At 62.6% G+C, this 17,018-nt stretch carries 17 protein-coding genes; 2 read left to right on the top strand and 15 right to left on the bottom strand.

The genetic code is table 11. From position 1 onward, the window contains the following. Positions 1–18 precede the first annotated feature (18 nt). Positions 19–846, bottom strand: a complete 828-nt coding sequence (locus tag ACMC5O_RS00580) for a DUF1206 domain-containing protein (RefSeq protein ID WP_187708138.1) — start codon at positions 844–846, stop codon at positions 19–21. Further along, a complete protein-coding gene (locus ACMC5O_RS00585) occupies positions 843–2,381 on the bottom strand; it encodes a peptide MFS transporter (protein WP_187708137.1) in 1,539 nt (512 codons plus the stop codon). Before ACMC5O_RS00585 ends, ACMC5O_RS00580 begins: the two co-directional genes overlap by 4 nt. Positions 2,382–2,524: 143 nt before the next feature. On the opposite strand from ACMC5O_RS00585, the gene ACMC5O_RS00590 reads away from it, so the two are divergent. Then, positions 2,525–4,285 carry a DUF885 domain-containing protein gene (locus ACMC5O_RS00590; protein ID WP_426693089.1) on the top strand — a complete coding sequence of 587 codons (1,761 nt, stop codon included), beginning with the start codon at positions 2,525–2,527 and terminating at the stop codon, positions 4,283–4,285. Positions 4,286–4,289: 4 nt separating this feature from the next. Here the strand turns inward: ACMC5O_RS00590 and ACMC5O_RS00595 are convergent, their stop codons facing one another. From ACMC5O_RS00595 to ACMC5O_RS00635, 9 genes are read right to left on the bottom strand one after another with little or no spacing between them, the layout of a single operon-like run. Continuing rightward, entirely contained in the window at positions 4,290–4,700 is a 411-nt protein-coding gene (locus ACMC5O_RS00595; protein ID WP_187708136.1) for a hypothetical protein, read from the bottom strand. A 48-nt stretch (positions 4,701–4,748) separates the two neighbouring features. Beyond that, positions 4,749–5,285 carry a demethoxyubiquinone hydroxylase family protein gene (locus ACMC5O_RS00600; RefSeq protein WP_187708135.1) on the bottom strand — a complete coding sequence of 179 codons (537 nt, stop codon included), beginning with the start codon at positions 5,283–5,285 and terminating at the stop codon, positions 4,749–4,751. After that, positions 5,282–5,791, bottom strand: a complete 510-nt coding sequence (locus tag ACMC5O_RS00605; protein ID WP_426693090.1) for a disulfide bond formation protein B — start codon at positions 5,789–5,791, stop codon at positions 5,282–5,284. Before ACMC5O_RS00605 ends, ACMC5O_RS00600 begins: the two co-directional genes overlap by 4 nt. Next, complete coding sequence (locus ACMC5O_RS00610) at positions 5,792–7,135, bottom strand: S41 family peptidase (protein WP_187709955.1); 1,344 nt, start codon at positions 7,133–7,135, stop codon at positions 5,792–5,794. It lies immediately after the preceding gene. Between the two features lie 30 nt (positions 7,136–7,165). Next, on the bottom strand, positions 7,166–8,350 hold the full coding sequence (locus tag ACMC5O_RS00615; protein ID WP_426693091.1) for a murein hydrolase activator EnvC family protein: 1,185 nt from the start codon (positions 8,348–8,350) through the stop codon (positions 7,166–7,168). Positions 8,351–8,353: 3 nt separating this feature from the next. Further along, a complete protein-coding gene (locus ACMC5O_RS00620; protein WP_187708133.1) occupies positions 8,354–8,773 on the bottom strand; it encodes a 23S rRNA (pseudouridine(1915)-N(3))-methyltransferase RlmH in 420 nt (139 codons plus the stop codon). A gap of 7 nt (positions 8,774–8,780) precedes the next feature. Beyond that, positions 8,781–9,635, bottom strand: coding sequence for a serine hydrolase (locus tag ACMC5O_RS00625; RefSeq protein ID WP_187708132.1), 855 nt, complete (start codon positions 9,633–9,635; stop codon positions 8,781–8,783). 9 nt (positions 9,636–9,644) lie between these two features. Beyond that, positions 9,645–10,043: a ribosome silencing factor gene (rsfS, locus tag ACMC5O_RS00630; RefSeq protein ID WP_187709954.1), complete on the bottom strand. Its 399-nt coding sequence runs from the start codon at positions 10,041–10,043 to the stop codon at positions 9,645–9,647. Beyond that, on the bottom strand, positions 10,024–10,686 hold the full coding sequence (locus tag ACMC5O_RS00635; RefSeq protein ID WP_426693092.1) for a nicotinate-nucleotide adenylyltransferase: 663 nt from the start codon (positions 10,684–10,686) through the stop codon (positions 10,024–10,026). Before ACMC5O_RS00635 ends, rsfS begins: the two co-directional genes overlap by 20 nt. A gap of 59 nt (positions 10,687–10,745) precedes the next feature. Between ACMC5O_RS00635 and ACMC5O_RS00640 the strand changes: the two genes are divergently transcribed. Continuing rightward, positions 10,746–11,786: a DUF3667 domain-containing protein gene (locus tag ACMC5O_RS00640; protein WP_187708131.1), complete on the top strand. Its 1,041-nt coding sequence runs from the start codon at positions 10,746–10,748 to the stop codon at positions 11,784–11,786. Here ACMC5O_RS00640 and ACMC5O_RS00645 read toward each other — a convergent pair. The 4 genes from ACMC5O_RS00645 to ACMC5O_RS00660 all read right to left on the bottom strand — a co-directional run bounded on the left by ACMC5O_RS00645 (position 11,783) and on the right by ACMC5O_RS00660 (position 16,459). After that, positions 11,783–12,163: a hypothetical protein gene (locus ACMC5O_RS00645; RefSeq protein WP_426693093.1), complete on the bottom strand. Its 381-nt coding sequence runs from the start codon at positions 12,161–12,163 to the stop codon at positions 11,783–11,785. The two genes, ACMC5O_RS00640 and ACMC5O_RS00645, sit on opposite strands and share 4 nt — an antisense overlap. Then, positions 12,160–14,106 carry an ATP-dependent zinc metalloprotease FtsH gene (ftsH, locus tag ACMC5O_RS00650; RefSeq protein WP_187708129.1) on the bottom strand — a complete coding sequence of 649 codons (1,947 nt, stop codon included), beginning with the start codon at positions 14,104–14,106 and terminating at the stop codon, positions 12,160–12,162. Before ftsH ends, ACMC5O_RS00645 begins: the two co-directional genes overlap by 4 nt. 122 nt (positions 14,107–14,228) lie before the next feature. Beyond that, complete coding sequence (locus tag ACMC5O_RS00655; RefSeq protein WP_426693094.1) at positions 14,229–14,864, bottom strand: response regulator; 636 nt, start codon at positions 14,862–14,864, stop codon at positions 14,229–14,231. Next, positions 14,864–16,459, bottom strand: coding sequence for a sensor histidine kinase (locus ACMC5O_RS00660; RefSeq protein WP_426693095.1), 1,596 nt, complete (start codon positions 16,457–16,459; stop codon positions 14,864–14,866). Before ACMC5O_RS00660 ends, ACMC5O_RS00655 begins: the two co-directional genes overlap by 1 nt. Between the last annotated feature and the right edge of the window lie 559 nt (positions 16,460–17,018).

A 17,018-nucleotide genomic window follows, 5' to 3' on the forward strand; every position in this document is an offset into this window, starting at 1 on the left:
GAGTCGGCCTGGCGCGGATCAGCGGCGGACTGCGTCTTTCAGACCATCTGCGACTCGATCGACCGGCGGAGGCCGGTGAATTCGGCGGAAGCGAGCCTCGACGAGGCTGAGGAAGCCGAACAGCATCAGGCCCGCCGCGACCCAGCCTCGAACCGTTGGCGAGAAGAAATCCAGCGCCTGTTCCAGCCCGCCTGCTTCCGATGCCCGGCGATGGATGGCCGATTGTTCGAGCTGCCAGGCGACAACCAGGAAGATAATCCCGCGCGCCGCATAACCGATTCGGCCCAGCCATCGGATCCAGACCTTCTGGCGATCGTCGCAGTCGAGACGTGCAAGGAAGCTGCACTTCGCTGCCTTGACCAGCTGGACGATGCCCGCGCCGAAGAGAATTGCCGCGGCGATCAGGACTATTATCTCGCCGCCCGGAAGATCGAAAGCATCGGCCGCGTGCTGCTGCGCGTCGTTCCCGCTCACTCGCTGGGAGAAGAGGATGCGGACCGCCTTGTAGGCGAGGAAGGAGTAGATGATTCCGCTTGTCCCGGCAGCGACACGCTTGCGCCAGGCCTTCCAGTGATGCCTCCCGCTCTCGATCCCGAACACGGCGTCAGTGAGCCTCCAGAGCCCATACACGGCCGTGCCGACGACGAGCACGGCCAGAAGCAGTTTGCCGACGCCGTGGCCAAGATACTCGAGCGCTCCGGTCAGGTCTTCGGTGCGGCCCGCGAAGATCACCAGCAGGCCGATGATGATGTACAGCAGGCCCCGCCCGGCGAAGCCCAGCCGGGTCAGCAGCTGGAAGCGGCTCTCGCCGGCGAGATCGTCGGGAAGCGCGTCCTCAGGCTTCACGCCGTCGCGCTGGCCGGCGCTCCACCCGTCATCCTCTTTCCGATCATCATCTTGAAGACGATGAAAGCGACGAGGCCGAAGGCCGCGCTCGCTATATGAAGCAGCCAGAAGGTCGTGGTCGGCAGGCTGGAATAGAGGCCGCCGACATAGCCGACGGCCTTGTTCGCAGCGAAGAAGGACAGATAGTACAGTCCGATCACCGTGGCCGTAATCTGCTTGGGCGCGATTTTGGTGAACAGCGCAAGACTGATCGGCAGGATATGCGCGAAGCCGATGCTGTTCATCAGGTGAAACATCACGGGCCAAAAGAGGCCGATTTTCCCGCCTTCGGGTTGTGTCAGGGCTGCCATGAACAGGCACAGGCCGCCGGCGATCGTGAACAGGCTGCCGATGATCATCTTGCTGATTTCGTCGGGCTCGCGGCGCTTGAAACTCCACCACTTCCAGAAAGCGGCGACAGCCACGAGCATCGAGAAGCTTAGAATTGCGTCCAGGGTGATGAGCCAGCTCGACGGCAGTGTTCTCCCCATGAATGTCAGGTTGAACTGCTGGTCGCCCCAGATGAGGTATGCGTTGAAAATCTCCTGATTGGTCAGCAGCGCGATGGCCAGCACTGGAATCAGGATGCAAAGCGAAAGCACCCGCGACTTATCGGCATCTCCGAGATTTCTCGTCAGGAACCAGTAGAGCAAGGCGATGAGCGCCAGGGCGCTGATCGTTCCGACAACCCAGCTCGAAAACAGAATGCCCGAGATCATCAGCCACAGGATAACCAGCGCCGCGATGCCGATGGCACCGCCGACGACGCGGCCTATGAGTTTGCTGCGATCCTGCTGTGCGACGCCTAGATCGGCCGGCAACCATTTTTGGCCGGACAAATAAATGCCTAGGCCGAGGACCATCACCACTCCGGCGCAGCCAAAGCCATAATGCCAGCCGACCTCCTGTCCGAGCGTCCCCGATATGAGCGGGGCAGCGATCACGCTGACGTTGATGAAGATGTAGAAGATCTGAAACGCCATCGCACGGCGCAGGTCATGCTCGCCGTAGAGTTCACCGACTTGGGTCGCGATATTGCCCTTGAAAAGGCCGACCCCGACAATCAGCGCTAGTAGCGCGAACAGGAATGCGCCTTCGATCGCCATCAGGAAATGGCCTAGCGCCATGACTAGCCCTCCGGCGATCAATGCGACCCGGCGCCCCGTCAACTTGTCGGCGATAATCCCGCCGAGAATTGGCATGAGGTAAACGAGCGACGTGTAATCACCGAAAATAGCCGATGCGAGCGGCTGGCCCTCCAAGCCCGGGTAATGCCACTCTCTCAACCAGCCAAGTCCGGCAACACCCTCTATGTGGCCAGCCAACAAGAGGTAATTGACCATGTAAAGCGTGAGCAGGGTCTGCATGGAGTAATAGGAGAAGCGCTCACAGGCTTCGGTGAAGCCGAGATAGCCGAGTCCCTTTGGATGACCGATGAAAGCGCGATCGGACTGGTCGATATGTTCGAGGTCCGGAGTGGCGTCGGCAACGGTCATCTGCAGTCTCCCGAGCAGCGTGAAGCAAGGGCTAGTCGCCCCGAAGGCGCAGCACAATGGAGGCTCGCCGCCGTCCGTCGAAACGCGCGTTGCGCCAAAGCGCTGCACGGCTAGGCTCCGGTGCAACAGGGGAGGATTCAGACATGCGCCAATTGACGCTTGCACTCGCGACCGTCGCTTCGATCGCCATTGCAACGCCCGCGATCGCCGGGCCGACCGAGGACTTCCACAAGCTGATGGACGACTATTGGGCGGCCTATCTCAAGGATAATCCGCTCACGGCAAGTTCGGTCGGCGTCCAGACCTATGACCGCGATCTTGGCGAACTGAGCCTTACCGAGTTCGACCGGCAGGCATCCGAAGCGCAGGCCATTCTCGTTCGCCTGCAGGCGATCCCCGCCGGCTCACTGAGCCCGATGGACCAGAGCAACCGCGCGGTGCTGCAGCGGACGCTGGAGGACCAGATCCTGCTCAACCACTTCGGGCAGCGCCAGTTGCTCTACTCTTCGCTTGGAAGCTACCACGAAGCTCTGGCGACGATGGGGGAGACGATCCCCATGCGAACCAAGGCCGATTATGAGAATTATCTCGCCCGGCTGGCGCTCGTTCCGGCACGAATGAAGGCGTACAGCGACATGAGCGTGAAGGCCGCTTCGGAAGGCTACACGCAGGCATGCGAATGGATGAAGACGCTGCCCGGCTCGACGCTTGCGCTCGTGCCGGCGGACGTTACCCAGTCGCCGTTCTACAGTCCCTTCGCGGCGGCGCGTCCGCAGGCCATCCCGGCGTCCGAATGGAATGGCCTGCAAGCTCGCGCGAGTGAGGCCATCGCCGGTCCGATCGCCACGTCCTACCACGCATTTTCGACCGTCGCGGCGCGCCAGCTCGTCCCGAAGTGCCGCAAGGTAGATTCCGTCTCCACGCAGCCCCAGGGCAAAGACTATTACAAAGCGCTGGTTCGTTACCATACGACGACGGATCTCACGCCGGACCAGATCCACGAGATCGGACTTCAGGAAGTCGCGCGCATCCGGGCCGAGATGGAGGCGGTCGCGAAGAAGGCGGGTTTTGCCAGCCGCGAGGCGATGATCGCCGACATGCGCACTAATCCGAAGTGGTATGTCAAAACTCCGGGAGAGCTGATGGAGAAGACCGCGATCGTCACCAAGACAATCGATGGAAAGATGCCGGCCTATTTCGGGCGTCTTCCGCGACTGCCCTACGGGATCAAGCCGATGACCGCCGCTACCGCGCCGACCGACACGACGGCGCGTTACCAGCCGGGAAGCCCCGAGGGCGGCATCGCCGGCAACTACCTCGTCAACACGACCAAGCTCGACCAGCGGCCGTTGTGGGAAATCCCGGTGTTGTCGGTCCACGAAGCGGTGCCCGGCCACCACCAGCAGATCGCGATCCAGCAGGAGCTGGACATGCCGCAGTGGCGCAAGTCGACGACCTTCTTCACCGCGTTCGTCGAAGGGTGGGGCCTCTATTCCGAGCGGCTCGGCACGGACATGGGCCTCTACGACACGCCGCAAAAGGAGATGGGACGCCTGAGCTACCAGATGTGGCGGGCAACACGACTGGTCGTCGACACCGGCATCCACTGGAAGGGCTGGGACAAGGCGCGCGCCGTCGCCTTCATGAAGGACAATTCAGCGCTGACGGACGCGAACATCGACGCGGAGGTCAACCGCTACATCTCCGTCCCCGGACAGGCGCTCGCGTACATGATCGGCAAGCGCAAGATCGAGGAATTGCGGTCGCGCGCCGAAAAGGAGCTGGGCGACAAGTTCGACATCCGCCGGTTCCACGACGCCGTGCTCGGTCAGGGCGCGGTGCCGATGGATGCGCTCGACGCGCAGACGAATACGTGGATCGCTGCGGAGAAGGCCCGGAAATAGGCGCTTACGGCTGAGGAGCGGTCGATTGCTCGATCGTTTCCTTGCTCTCTTCCCTAGCCTGCTTGATCATCTGCTCCATGCAGCCAGTGTAGCCGGCCGGGCCGACGGGCGAGCAGCTCTGGATGCCGGTGCGGCCGACGCGTTCGATGCTGCGTACCTTGTTGGCCCAGGCCTGGCGCTGCTGCAGCGAGCCACCTTCGCGGAGACGCTCAGGAATCCGGAAACGCTCCTCTTCACCCACGCGCTTGCAGACGACCACCTGGTCGTCGGTCGCGCGCGGACACGGGTCGGTGCCGAAAACGATGATCTCATTGACCCGGTCGGAATTTGGCGTGGTCTGAGCAGAGACAGGCTGAATGGCGGCGAAGCCCGTCATCAGGGCAGCGACTGCAAGATGTGCTGCGTGCTTCGTCATAACTGGTCCTTCCAAGCGTAAAAGCGGCTGACAACCGCTGCTGGTTCCTCAAATGCGTTTCGACAACCCGATTGCGACACGGCATGCCGCACGTATCCCGAAGGTCAATAAGGGATAGCCCGGGGCCTGCGCCGCGCCGGCTTCGCGAGCGGTGTCGCGATGCTCGAGTTCATCTGCCCGAAACTTCTCTATATCGGCGGCAAGCTCGGGATCATCGTTGCCCAGATCTTCGAGCTGCTTGCTGTAATGAAGGTCAATTTCGGTCTCGACGGCCTCGGTACAGGCCATTGCCGCCTTGTCGGACAAGAGTGCAGTTGCAGCGCCTAGTGCGAAGCCCGCGACGTTCCACACGGGCTGCAATACCGTTGGCCGGACGCGTCGCTCGCTCATCAGAGCATCGAAGCGTTCGAGGTGGCGCCTTTCCTGGTCCGCCATGCGTGAAACAAGCTTGGCGGCGGCCGAATTGCGCGGAAGGACCGCAAGCTGTCCGGCATAGATCCGGGTCGCGCCGAATTCGCCGGCCTGGTCGACGCGCAGCATCGACGCCGAATCCGGACGTCGTTGGCCGGGGCGCCAGGCGCTCATGCGCGGCGGCTCTTGAGGATGAGGAAGACGATCAAGACGGCTCCGGAAAGCGACAGGATCGCGTTCCAGCCGGCCATGGAGATTCCGAACAGCGACCACTGCACCTGATCGCATCGGATGAGCGGGACCTTCATCAGGTCTTCCAGGCTCAATCCGCCGGTCGCGGTGCAGGTCGTGAAGCCTTCGAAGATCCTGGCTTCGACACCCGCATGATAGACGCCGATGGCGCCGGAGATCGCGATTGCGAAGGCCGCAAGCAGGGTCAGTCCAATCGATCGCTTCGAGGTTGCCGTGCTGGTGAAGGCGAGCAACGCAAGTACGATCGCCGCGCCGTGAGGCCAACGCTGCCAGTAGCACATCTCGCAAGGGTAGAGCCCGCCGATGTACTGCGAGCCCAATGCTCCGCCGAGCAAGCCCAGCGGGAGGAGCAGCGCGATCAGCCGCGCCGCACGGGCGTTATCGATTCCCAGCATTCCGCCCCTCTGGGCAAGCGCCGCTTCGTTCATCTACGAACGCTTTGGCGAATCCGCTGAGGCGACGTTGGTCGGACCGCGCAGCCGCTTCAGCGTCCGCAGCGCATAGTCGAGCTGGAAGTCCTTGACCCCCTTCTTCTCGAGCTCTGCCTGGGTGAAGTTGAAGCGCGGATCCTTCGAGAAATCATCTTCCTCGAGGAGCTTGTCGTCCACGTTCGCCTGTCCGAGCAGGTGGCGACGGAGATCGACCTCACGTACGACTTTGCGGTCCTTGTAGTCCGGGTCGGTCAGCTGCGGCACGGTGATGTCCGGATCGATTCCGCCCGCCTGAACCGATCGGCCCGACGGCGTGTAGTAACGCGCCGTGGTCAGCCTGAGCGCCGCCTTCGGGCCCATGATCTGGACCGTCTGGACGCTGCCCTTTCCGAAGCTCCGCTCGCCGAGAAGCAGTGCGCGGTGGTGATCCTGCAGTGCGCCTGCGACGATTTCCGCAGCCGATGCGCTGCCAGCGTCGATCAGCACCACGACCGGAAGGCCGTGAGCCATGTCGCCCGGCGTCGCATAGTAGCGCTCGATATCGTCCCGCTCGCGTCCGCGTTGAGAGACGATCTCGCCGCGCTCGAGGAAGGCGTCGCTGACGTCGATCGCCTGGTCGAGCAGTCCGCCCGGATTCGAGCGAAGGTCGACGACATAGCCGAGCGGCTTTCCGCCGGTTGCCTTGTCGATCGCCAGAAGCGCCGCCTTGGTGGCGTCGCCTGTGTTTCCGGCGAACGAGTTGATGTTAATGTAACCAATGCCGTCCTTGATTTCCCACTTCACGGGACGGAGCTCGATGCGCTCGCGGACGAGGCCAACGTCGAAAGGCTTGTCACGGCCGGGGCGGACGATGGTCAGCTTCACCGACGAGCCGGGCTGGCCCTTCATCTTCTCGACCGCTTCGTCGAGCGAAAGGCCGTAGAGAAGCTCGCCATTGATGTGAGTGATGTAGTCGCCGGACTTGAGGCCAGCGCGCCATGCTGGCGTGTCCTCCATCGGCGAAACGACCTTCACCGCGCCGTCCTCAACCGAGACGGTGATCCCGAGACCGCCGTAATTGCCGTCCGTCGTGGCCTTCAGGACATCGAAATCGGTCGCTTCGACATAGCTGGAATGCGGGTCGAGCGCGGCCAGCATCCCGTCGATCGCGCCCTTGATCAGCGTATGGTCGTCGACCTTGTCGACATATTGGGCCTTCACCCGCTCATAGACGCTCATGAACGTCTCGAGCTCTTGGTAATTGGTGGTGTCCGCAGCTGCCAGCGCGCTGGTCGTGACCGGCACCAGTGCAAGCGCTCCGACGAGCGCTAGAGGCGGAAGCAGTTTGCTCGTGAGCTTCATGGCTTTCATGTCCCGAGTTTTCGGACCTTCCTAACCCGCTTTGGGGCCCTTTGACAGGCTCTGAGATGAACCTGCGATGAGAGCAGGTGACACATGCTGCCCATTTCGGGACAGTTCCACTCCTATTCGACCAAGTGCACGTCCAAGCGACTGACCGATCTCGACTTTCTCGCCTGGTTTGAGCGGCGATGCGACGTTCAGGAGCAGGCTCATCCAGCCGTTTCCATGGTCGATGATGACGACGGCGTCGTAGCTGCGGAATGGGCCGGAGAAGCGGACCGTGCCGGACGCCGGTACCGTGACCGTCGAGCCACGGCCTGTTGCAAGCGTCAAGCCGCGCGAACGGATGCCGTTGGTCGCGACCGCGCCGAGGCCTTCCGTGACGGCAGCATCGGACGGAAGGACATAGGGGAACGGTGCTCCGGCGACCGCGCCATTTGAGCCGGGGCGAGCTGGCGGTGCCGGTAGTCTGGCAAGCTGGGAAGCGATCGCGCGCGCCTGGTTGCCGCGCTGGACCTCTCCAACCAGCTGTTCGGCTTCCTCTCCGCGGGCAAGGGCGATGTCGCCCGCTCCAAGCGCTTCTCCGCCGCGCTCATTGGCGATCTTGACCGCTTCTGCTTCAAGTTCGGCGAATTCGCGCTTTCGGATGGAGAGCGTGTTGCGGCTGCGCACGAGGTCGGCTCGAGCCAGCTCCGCGCGCTGCTGCAACTGACGTCCGCGTTCGAGTTCAGCACGAAGGGTGGCCGTCCGCGCTCGAATGACCGGCAGGGTCGAATCGAGCAGCAGGCGAACGCGGATGAATTCTTCCGTCGAGCCCTGATCGAGGATCGCGAGCAGGGGCGGGCGCTCGGCCATGACCGCGAGGCCGCCAAGCAAGGCCGTGGCTGGGGCCGCTTCCCGCCGCAGCCGCTCGCGCCTTAGCTCGATCTGGGCCGCAATTACGCGTGCGTTTGCGTCGGCGGCGCTGATCCGCGCTTCCGCGGCCGATATCGCCTGAGCTGCCGCTGCCCTCCGGGCGCCGATGCGCTCCGCTTCGGTCCGAGCCTGATCAGCGGCCTTCTGGAGCTTCGCGACCTGAGCATCCGCAACGCGCGCTTCGGCGACGGCGCGCTTCGCGCTCAATTCCAGCGGCTCGGACGTCGGCAGGACCGGTCCGCTCGCACCGATCAGCAGAGAAGCGGAAAGGGCCGCACCAAAAGGGCCTAGGAGGCGCATGCCTCAACCTTCGCGATGATAAGGGTGGTTCGCAAGGATAGATGTTGCCCGGAACAGTTGCTCCGCCAGCATGGAGCGCACGAGGAGGTGTGGCCAGGTCGCCGGGCCGAACGATAGCAGCAGGTCCGCGTTCGCCCGCTCTTCGGGAGAGTGGCCATCAGCAGCGCCGATCAAGAAGCGAGCTTCCCGCATGCCCCGATCGCGCCATTGCTCAAGCTTCCTGGCAAGCTCCATCGAGGAGAGAGCATTGCCCTTTTCGTCCAGGAGCACCGTGACCGAACCGGAAGCTGCGGCAGGCATTGGAGCGCGTTCGCTGAGTTCAGTGAGCTTGGTCGGCCAGGTGATGCGCTTCAGGTAGCGCTCGACCAGCTCGGCTTCCGGCGATCGCCCGATTTTCCCACGCGCGATGATGTGGAGTTGCAACCAGCCCTCAGTTACGGCCGGCGACGGGGCTCGTTCCGCCGAAGCTCGGCCAGGTGAAGAGGCTGGTGAAGCCATCGTAGATGGCGCGTGCGGCCTGTGCGATCGTGCGCGGGCGGTCGGTGCCGCCGCGAGCAAACATGGCGACTGCGACGCGGCGGCCGTTCGGCATGGTGATATAGCCGACGTCGCTCGCATAATTGTTCAGCGTGCCCGTCTTGTGCTCGACCCTGGTTCCCCACGGCAGAAGCCCGCGGATGCGGTTCTTGCCCGTCGCGCAGCGGCCCATCAGGTCCATGAGGTAGGATCGGCTCTGCGGCTTCAGCACGTTGCCCTTGTCGAGACGACGGAGGAGATCGACCATCGCCAGCGGTGTGCTGGAATCGCGAACGTCCCATAGGTCACGCTTGTCGGCGAGCAGGCGCGCGATCGTCCGGTCGACGCGCAGATTGTAGAGGCCGTTGAATGCGATCCAGTCCTGCAGCCCGCTCGGACCGCCAAGATCGCGAAGGAGCAGGTCCGTCGCGTGATTGTCGCTGTGGATCATCATCCGCTCCATCAGGCTGGCGGCGGATTGACCCGAAATCTTGTCATTCAGGGAGCGGCGGCCATGGTCGACCTGGCTCAGATAGGCAGCGGCGACCGCGACCTTGACCGTGCTGGCCATTGGAAAGGCCGTATTTCCGTTGATGCTGACGCTTTCGCCCGTCGTAAGGTCGAGCGCCGCAACGCCGACGTCGCTGGACGCAGAGCCAACCACAGCTCGGAGCTGCTGCTCGAGACTGACAAGGGCCGGCGAAGACGCCGCATGTACAGGCTGCAGGGCTAAGGCCAGCAGCCCGAGAAAGACAGTAATGAAACGCATGGGGTCCCTCTACCCGCTAGCGACTGTACTTCTATCGGCATCATCGCCGAAAGCCCACATACGTTCCAAATTGTAAAAACTTCTCACTTCGGGACGAAATAAATGCACGATGACGTCATCGGCATCGATCAAGACCCAGTCCGCGGCGGGTAATCCCTCAATCCGAGCGATCCTGCCGAATTTCTCCTTGATCCGGTCCGCGAGCTTCGTCGCCATGGACGCCACCTGCCGCGTTGAGCGGCCTGAAGCGATGACCATGTGGTCGGCGATGCTGGATTTTCCTGCGAGCGGGATAGAGACGACCTCAACGGCCTGATCGTCATCCAGCGATTTGAGGACGAGGGCGTGGAGGTCTTCGACGTCGATCTCAGGACGGCCAGTGGCGGTCTCAGCGGAACGGTCGGGCAAGTGCTCTCCTGACAGAAGTTGGCAATGCGAAACGTTTGGAACCCCCTGCGGGGTCCGGATAACGTTCATGCCAGTTGGGATCGTGCGCGCGTAAGCCGGTAGCGGAGGTTCGGTCGGGCGGCAGGCGAAGAAAAGTGATCGCCGGTGCACTCCAATCCGTCCAATTCCTTGCCTGGCTGGAAAGTCGGACGAACCTTCGAAGCCAGCCCATCGCGCGCGCCGCGTGGGCTTGGCGATCATAACCGGGCCGGTAAATCACCGCAATCGGAAGCGATTCCGCGAGCTTGCGCCAAGCCTTCCACTGATGAAATTCGGCAACAGTGTCGCCTCCCATCAGCCAGATGAAGCGGTCGTTCGGGTAGAGGGTCTCGAGCTTTCGCACCGTATCCACGGTGTAGCGGGTGCCGGCCCGCCGTTCGAAATCACTGACTCGAATGCGGGCCCGTCGCGCCATTGCCTTGGCCGAGGCGAGACGGTCTTCGTAGGACGCCATGTCCTTTCGACCGGCCTTCAGCGGGTTTCCGGGCGAAACCAGCCACCACACTCCGTCGAGCCCGAGCGCCTCCATTGCCGCCAGGCTGATCCGCCTGTGACCGATATGCGCCGGGTTGAACGAGCCGCCGAGGAGGCCAATCCGTCTCATGATCGTGGAGCTAGCATGAGCGCCGGACCGCGCATAATGTCGGGGAAGGGGGATTGGTCATGCCGGATCTCGAAGCGATCGGTGACGCAGCGAGCGGTGCGGTCCTGGCGCGGACCGTCGAGCCGCGAACCGGCTCCGGCGAAGACGGCCATACGCATGAAAAGAACTGCCTGAATTGCGGCGCGGAGCTGGCCGGTGACTATTGCCACGCATGCGGGCAAAGGGCGCGCGTTCACAGGACACTTCATGCCTTCTGGCACGACCTGCTTCATGGCGTGCTCCATTTCGAGGGGAAGATCTGGCACACTTTACCGCTGCTCGCGTGGCGGCCGGGCGAGCTCACCCGGCGCTACATCGACGGCGAGCGGGCCAAATTCGTCTCCCCGATGGCCCTGTTTCTCTTCTCCGTCTTCCTGATGTTCGGCGTTGCGAGCTTCAGCGGCGGCCTGTCGCCCAGGATCAGCCCTAACGCTCCTGCGGAGCTGCAGAAGAGCATTACGTCCAACGAACGTCAGATCGCGGCTTTGCAGCGAGAGCGCGATGCCGCAGTTCGGGACGGCCGCTCCACGGCATCCTTCGATCCGAAAATTGCCGAGCTTCAGAAAGACCTGGCCATTATGCGCGGCGTCCAGTCTGGCGAGATAGGGAGGGTCGCGAAGACCCAGATCGACGCGCCGGATTGGTTGAGCAAGCCACTGGAAAAGGCCGTCAAAAATCCGGACCTGCTGTTCTACAAACTCAAGACCAATGCCTACAAATTCAGCTGGATGCTGATTCCGCTGTCGGTCCCGTTCCTGTGGCTGATGTTCCCATTCAGCCGCCGGTTCAGGCTCTACGATCACACGGTGTTCGTCACCTATTCGCTGAGCTTCATGACCCTGCTGGTCGTGGCGGCGGTTTTGATTGGATTGGCCGGGCTGCCCGCGGTTGCGGGCTTCGCGATGTTGATCCCGCCATTTCACATCTATCGCCAGCTTAAGGGCACTTATGGGCTTTCGCCCGGCGGTGCGCTTCTCCGGACATTTCTGCTGATCGCGTTCGCGACGTTGGCGCTCGGCCTGTTCCTGCTGATGCTATTCGGGCTTGGGCTGTTCGACTAGCGGCAGGGATACTTCTTCTGAAGCACTCGCAGCATTGCCTGTTTCAGGTTCAATTTCGGCCGCTCGGTTGAAGGAATTGCTTCGAGCCCGTCGATGAACTCCATCGAGCCGAGCTGCGCGCGCGCCTTGGGCGAGCAATAGAGGATCGGCTTGCCCGTCTTCTGGGCAGCGAGACGATCATCGCGAAGCGAATTGCCCGCCGCATAGGCTTCCGACTTGAGCCGACGGTAGTCGGCGTCGAAGAATGCCAACGGCCCCTTCGCTTTCAGACGGTTCGCACGGTCCAGGAAGTTCTGAGCGGAGCCTGGAGGTGCGGCCAGCGCCGATGCAGCGCTGGCGAGGACAATCGCAGCGATTGCGAAGCGGGCTGGCGTCAAGCGCCGGCGGTCGCCGGACCGCCGATGCCGGACTTCGGACGCTTCGCCTTCGGAATCGAAGAGCCGGCCGCCGGGATCGTCGGACCCTTTTGTCCGCCGCGGTCGATCGCTCCGCCCGCTATCAGCGTCTTGATCTCGTCGCCGCTCAGCGTCTCATACTCCAGAAGGGCCTTGGCGAGCGTCTCGAGCTGCTCGCGATGCTCCTCGAGCAGGCCCTTGGCGCGATCATAACCCTGCTCGACGATGCGACGGATTTCCTTGTCGATCGCCTGCGCAGTCTCGTTCGACATGTTCTTCTGGCGATTGACTGAATAGCCGAGGAACACCTCTTCGTCGGCTTCCGCATACTGAAGCGGACCGAGCGCATCCGACATGCCCCAGCGGGTGACCATGTCGCGGGCGAGGCCGGTCGCGTAGCTGATGTCCGACGACGCGCCCGAACTGACCTTGTCGTAGCCGAAGATGAGTTCTTCGGCGACGCGGCCGCCCATGGATACCGCGAGGTTCGCGTACATCTTGTCGCGGTGGTAGCTGTAATTGTCGCGCTCCGGCAGGCGCATGACCATGCCCAGCGCACGGCCGCGCGGAATGATCGTTGCCTTGTGGATCGGGTCCGAAGCGGGCTCATGCAGAGCGACGATTGCGTGGCCGGCCTCGTGATAGGCGGTCATGCGCTTCTCATCCTCGGTCATGACCATGGACTTGCGCTCGGTGCCCATAAGCACCTTGTCCTTGGCTTCCTCGAACTCCTGGGCTGCAACCAGGCGCTTGCCCTTGCGGGCGGCTAGCAGGGCTGCCTCGTTGACGAGGTTCGCGAGGTCCGCACCGGAGAAGCCCGGCGTGCCGCGCGCAATGACGCGAGCGTCGACGTCCGGAGCCAGCGGTACCTTCTTCATGTGGACGTGCAGGATCTGCTCGCGGCCGTCGATGTCGGGGCGCGGAACGACGACCTGCCGGTCGAAACGGCCCGGGCGCAGAAGCGCCGGGTCGAGCACGTCCGGACGGTTGGTCGCGGCGATGATGATGATGCCTTCGTTTGCTTCGAAGCCGTCCATCTCGACCAGCAGCTGGTTGAGCGTCTGCTCGCGCTCGTCGTTGCCGTTGCCGAGGCCGGCGCCGCGATGGCGGCCGACCGCGTCGATCTCGTCGATGAAGACGATGCACGGGGCCGACTTCTTGGCCTGGTCGAACATGTCTCGGACGCGGCTAGCGCCGACGCCGACGAACATCTCGACGAAGTCCGAACCGGAAATGGTGAAGAAGGGTACGCCGGCTTCACCCGCGATGGCGCGAGCAAGAAGCGTCTTGCCAGTACCCGGCGAGCCGACCAGCAGCGCGCCCTTCGGGATCTTGCCGCCGAGGCGAGCGAAGCGGCCCGGATCCTTGAGAAACTCTACGATCTCCTGAAGCTCTTCGCGGGCCTCGTCGATGCCAGCGACGTCGGCGAAAGTCACTCGGCCCTGCTTTTCCGTCAGCATGCGAGCGCGGCTCTTGCCAAAGCCCATCGCGCCGGAACCCGCGTTCTTCTGCATTTGGCGCATCACGAAGAAGGCGACCCCGATCATGAGTATGAACGGCAGGGACTGGATCAGCAGGTAGTACCAGACGCTCGACTGCTCGGCTTCCTTGGCCTGGACATTGACGCCAGCCTTGATGAGGCGATCGGTAACTTGGGCGTCGGCCGGAGCGGTTGTGCGAAACGTCTGACCACCTTCCAGCTTGCCGGTGATGACCTGGTTGCCGCTGGCGGTCGACGACGTCGTAACCGACTGGACGTTTCGCTCATCGACCTGCCGGACGAACTCGGAATAAGCGATGGTCTCGCCGGTCGCGGCCTTGGAGCCTCCGCCGATCATCTGCACGAAGACCACGAGCCCGAAGAGGATGCCCACCCAGATGAGCAGGCTCTTAGCCCAGGGATTCGTTGGCTTTTTCTCGTTCATCGCGTCTCTCTCGGCGGCGCAAAGGCCAGTCAGAATCGGAAGATAGGCGTTCGCACCTTAATAACAATGATACCACAGGCGTTTCGCGGTGTCCTGAACGGGGCCAACTCGAGATTCTGGATTCAGCTCTTTAGGAAGCTTCCCGTGAGGAACTCGTCCGCGCGGATCGCGAGCTCGGTCCGGCTGCTGACTCCGAGCTTTTCGAACAAAGCGTGGAGGTAGACCTTGATCGTCCCCTCGGTCACTCCAAGCTGCTCGGCAACGTCGCGGTTGCGAAGTCCCTTACGAACAAGGCTGATCAACTGGCGCTCGCGCGGAGAAAGTGCGTGCGCCTCGCGATCGCCGAGCGTTTCGGCTAGTTCCTTCGCGCGGACGCCGAGTTCGGGATCGATCCATCGGGCGCCGACGCTCACCTTTTCCAGGCATTCGAGGAGATAGGCCGGGTCCGAATTCTTCAGGACCATTCCCTGCACTCGAAGCGACTTCGCTTCGAGCAGGGATGCATCGTCGATCGCCGCGGTCAGCAGGACGATCTTAAGCCGGCTGCCGTTGGATCGGACTCGGCGCAGAACGTCCATGCCGGTACCGCCGGGCATCTGGAGGTCGAGGAGAAGGATATCCGGCTTTAGCTCTTCGACTTTCTGAATCGCCTGCTCCCCGGTGGAAGCCATGCCGGCAATTTCGAACTCCGTTCCGCGCAGCAGGGCTTCGATCGCCGTGCTGATCATTGGATGGTCGTCGGCAAGCAAGATACGCATCACTGGAGCCTTCCGCCGATTGGGAGGGATACCGAGATCTTGGTCACGCCCATGCCGCGCGACAGCTCTAGCGCGCCTCCGGCAAGCTTTACGCGCTCACTTAGCGAGCGGGGCATTTCGCCGGTCAACGGCGATTTGGGATAGCGTGTCCCGTCATTGATGAAGTCTAGCCGGAGCCGCTCCGGGTCGGAGCGAAGGCGGATGGTCACGCTCTTCGCGCCGGCATGCCGGACCGCATTGGCAACGGCCTCCCGAACGAGGTGCTGGGCATCGAGATGAAGGCGGCTGGGCACCATCATGTCGGATGTCTGGGATGTAAACTCGCAGAGCACATCCCATTGCGTCGCCAGCCTTTCCGCAAGCGACCGCAAATCCTTGGCGAGCTCGTCCAGGCCGATCTGCGGGGCGCTGCGCAAGGCCGCGATGAAGGACCGCAGCTCACCCTGCTCCTGAAGCATCAATTGTTTGAGATGATTGAGCTCCGGTTCGAGGTCGCGGCCCGAAACCAGGTCGCGTCTGAGTGCTTCCAGACGAAACGCAGCTCCGGCGAGGAACTGCACGACGCTGTCGTGCAAGTCGCGCGCAAGTGCCAGTCGCGACCGCGCTTCGGCGCTTTCCTCGACCGCTCGGAAGTAGGCGTGGCGTTCGACGTGACCAGAGACGTCGGCGGCGACCTCACTGGCCAGATCGATGTGGTCCGTCGAAAGGTTCGGAATCGATTCGAGAAACAGTTCGCCCCCGCGTGCACCCGTTCGGATCGGGATCGCAATTCCCTCTGATAGCTTCAGTGCCGCTGCCGACTTTTGCTGAAGGAGCTTGCTCGCCGGAGCAGGGCACAGGTTGCGCTGTTCATCGCGCGCAAGCGTCCGGTCTTTCACAAGGTCGTAGAGAAACGGAGTGGCGCCAGCGTTCTGCAGCGTTCGCCCTGCAAGCCGGATGATCGACAATGTGCCGTTACGCGCGACAAAGGCCTCCGCGTCGGCCCGGCCCTGGTCGCGCCAAACCAATATGCCGACCCCGGCTTGTAGCCGTTCCATCGCTGCCCGAAGGCTCGTTTCAATTGGCGACTCGTCCAGCGAGGGGTCGGTGAAAGAACTGGTCTCGCGAGAGTAGATGCCTGCGCGCCACTGGTTCACGCCGAACCAGATCAGGATCAGCGAAAGGATGACGAGGTGACCGGTCCGGTCGACGAAGTCGTGCAGAACGCCTTGTGTAGATTGTTCCGAAACGACCATGCCGGCCAACAGGTAAAGCGTGACGAGCAGGACGGCCGTGAGCGCCGTCGCCCGCCAGCCCCAACGGATCGCGGCCGAGAGCAATACGAACATGAAGAAGGTGAAATACGGGCTGTCGAACCCCTGAGTAGAGAACACCAGTGTCGTGAAGACGAGGATGTCAACCGCGTGAGTCGGTCCGGCCAGCCTCGCATCGAGCCACCAATTGTTCCAGGTGATGACCAGAATGATCAGCGCAAAGATCACGTAGGAGCTGTTGACTGCGAATGGGCCACCCAGCGGGGTGAATGCGGGGCTAGCGTCGAACCACAATGCGAACAGCAGCAGGGACGCCAGCATGTAGCGTCCGATCGCGATCACGCGCCCGGAAGGTAGTCTAAGCCCCCGTTTCACATGCATTTGATACCGCACCGAGCACCCCTCGCACAGGGGCGGAAACTTTAGCGTCCAAAACGGGACAAATAGGCGTCTCCTAACTTTGGATAGCTAGGATGAGCCTGCTTGTGCGCTACTTGTGAGTTGGGTGAAAACCCTTCCTTCGAGCGAGGAGCGCGGCTTTGTTCGCGCTCCTCCAGAAAAGAAGGAGAAGCGGCCCGACCCCGGGGATTTCGCTTGGGGATCGGACCGCCCCCGCGAGGTCGTCGCCCGGGCGCTGCGACAGGCGTTCGAGCAACAGCCTCAAGCGACTCTATACAGCCGTTTGCCTCGGGGGGGTAGCGGCGAGCGGGTGGGACCTGCCGACGCTGTCGTTGCTAGACGATTCAAGCGGCCGACAGGCCCCACGCCGCACCTAACCCAGATAATGTAACCCAGCGATTAAAATCGCGGTATTTCAGGCGTCGCTCTTTGCGCCCCCATTTCTTCTGTAACTGCCATCGGCCGACACGCAATTGTGTTTAGTCTCCAGCGCGTTACAGGA

Source organism: Sphingomonas sediminicola, from assembly GCF_049991885.1.
In the GTDB taxonomy this organism is placed as follows: domain Bacteria; phylum Pseudomonadota; class Alphaproteobacteria; order Sphingomonadales; family Sphingomonadaceae; genus Sphingomicrobium; species Sphingomicrobium sediminicola.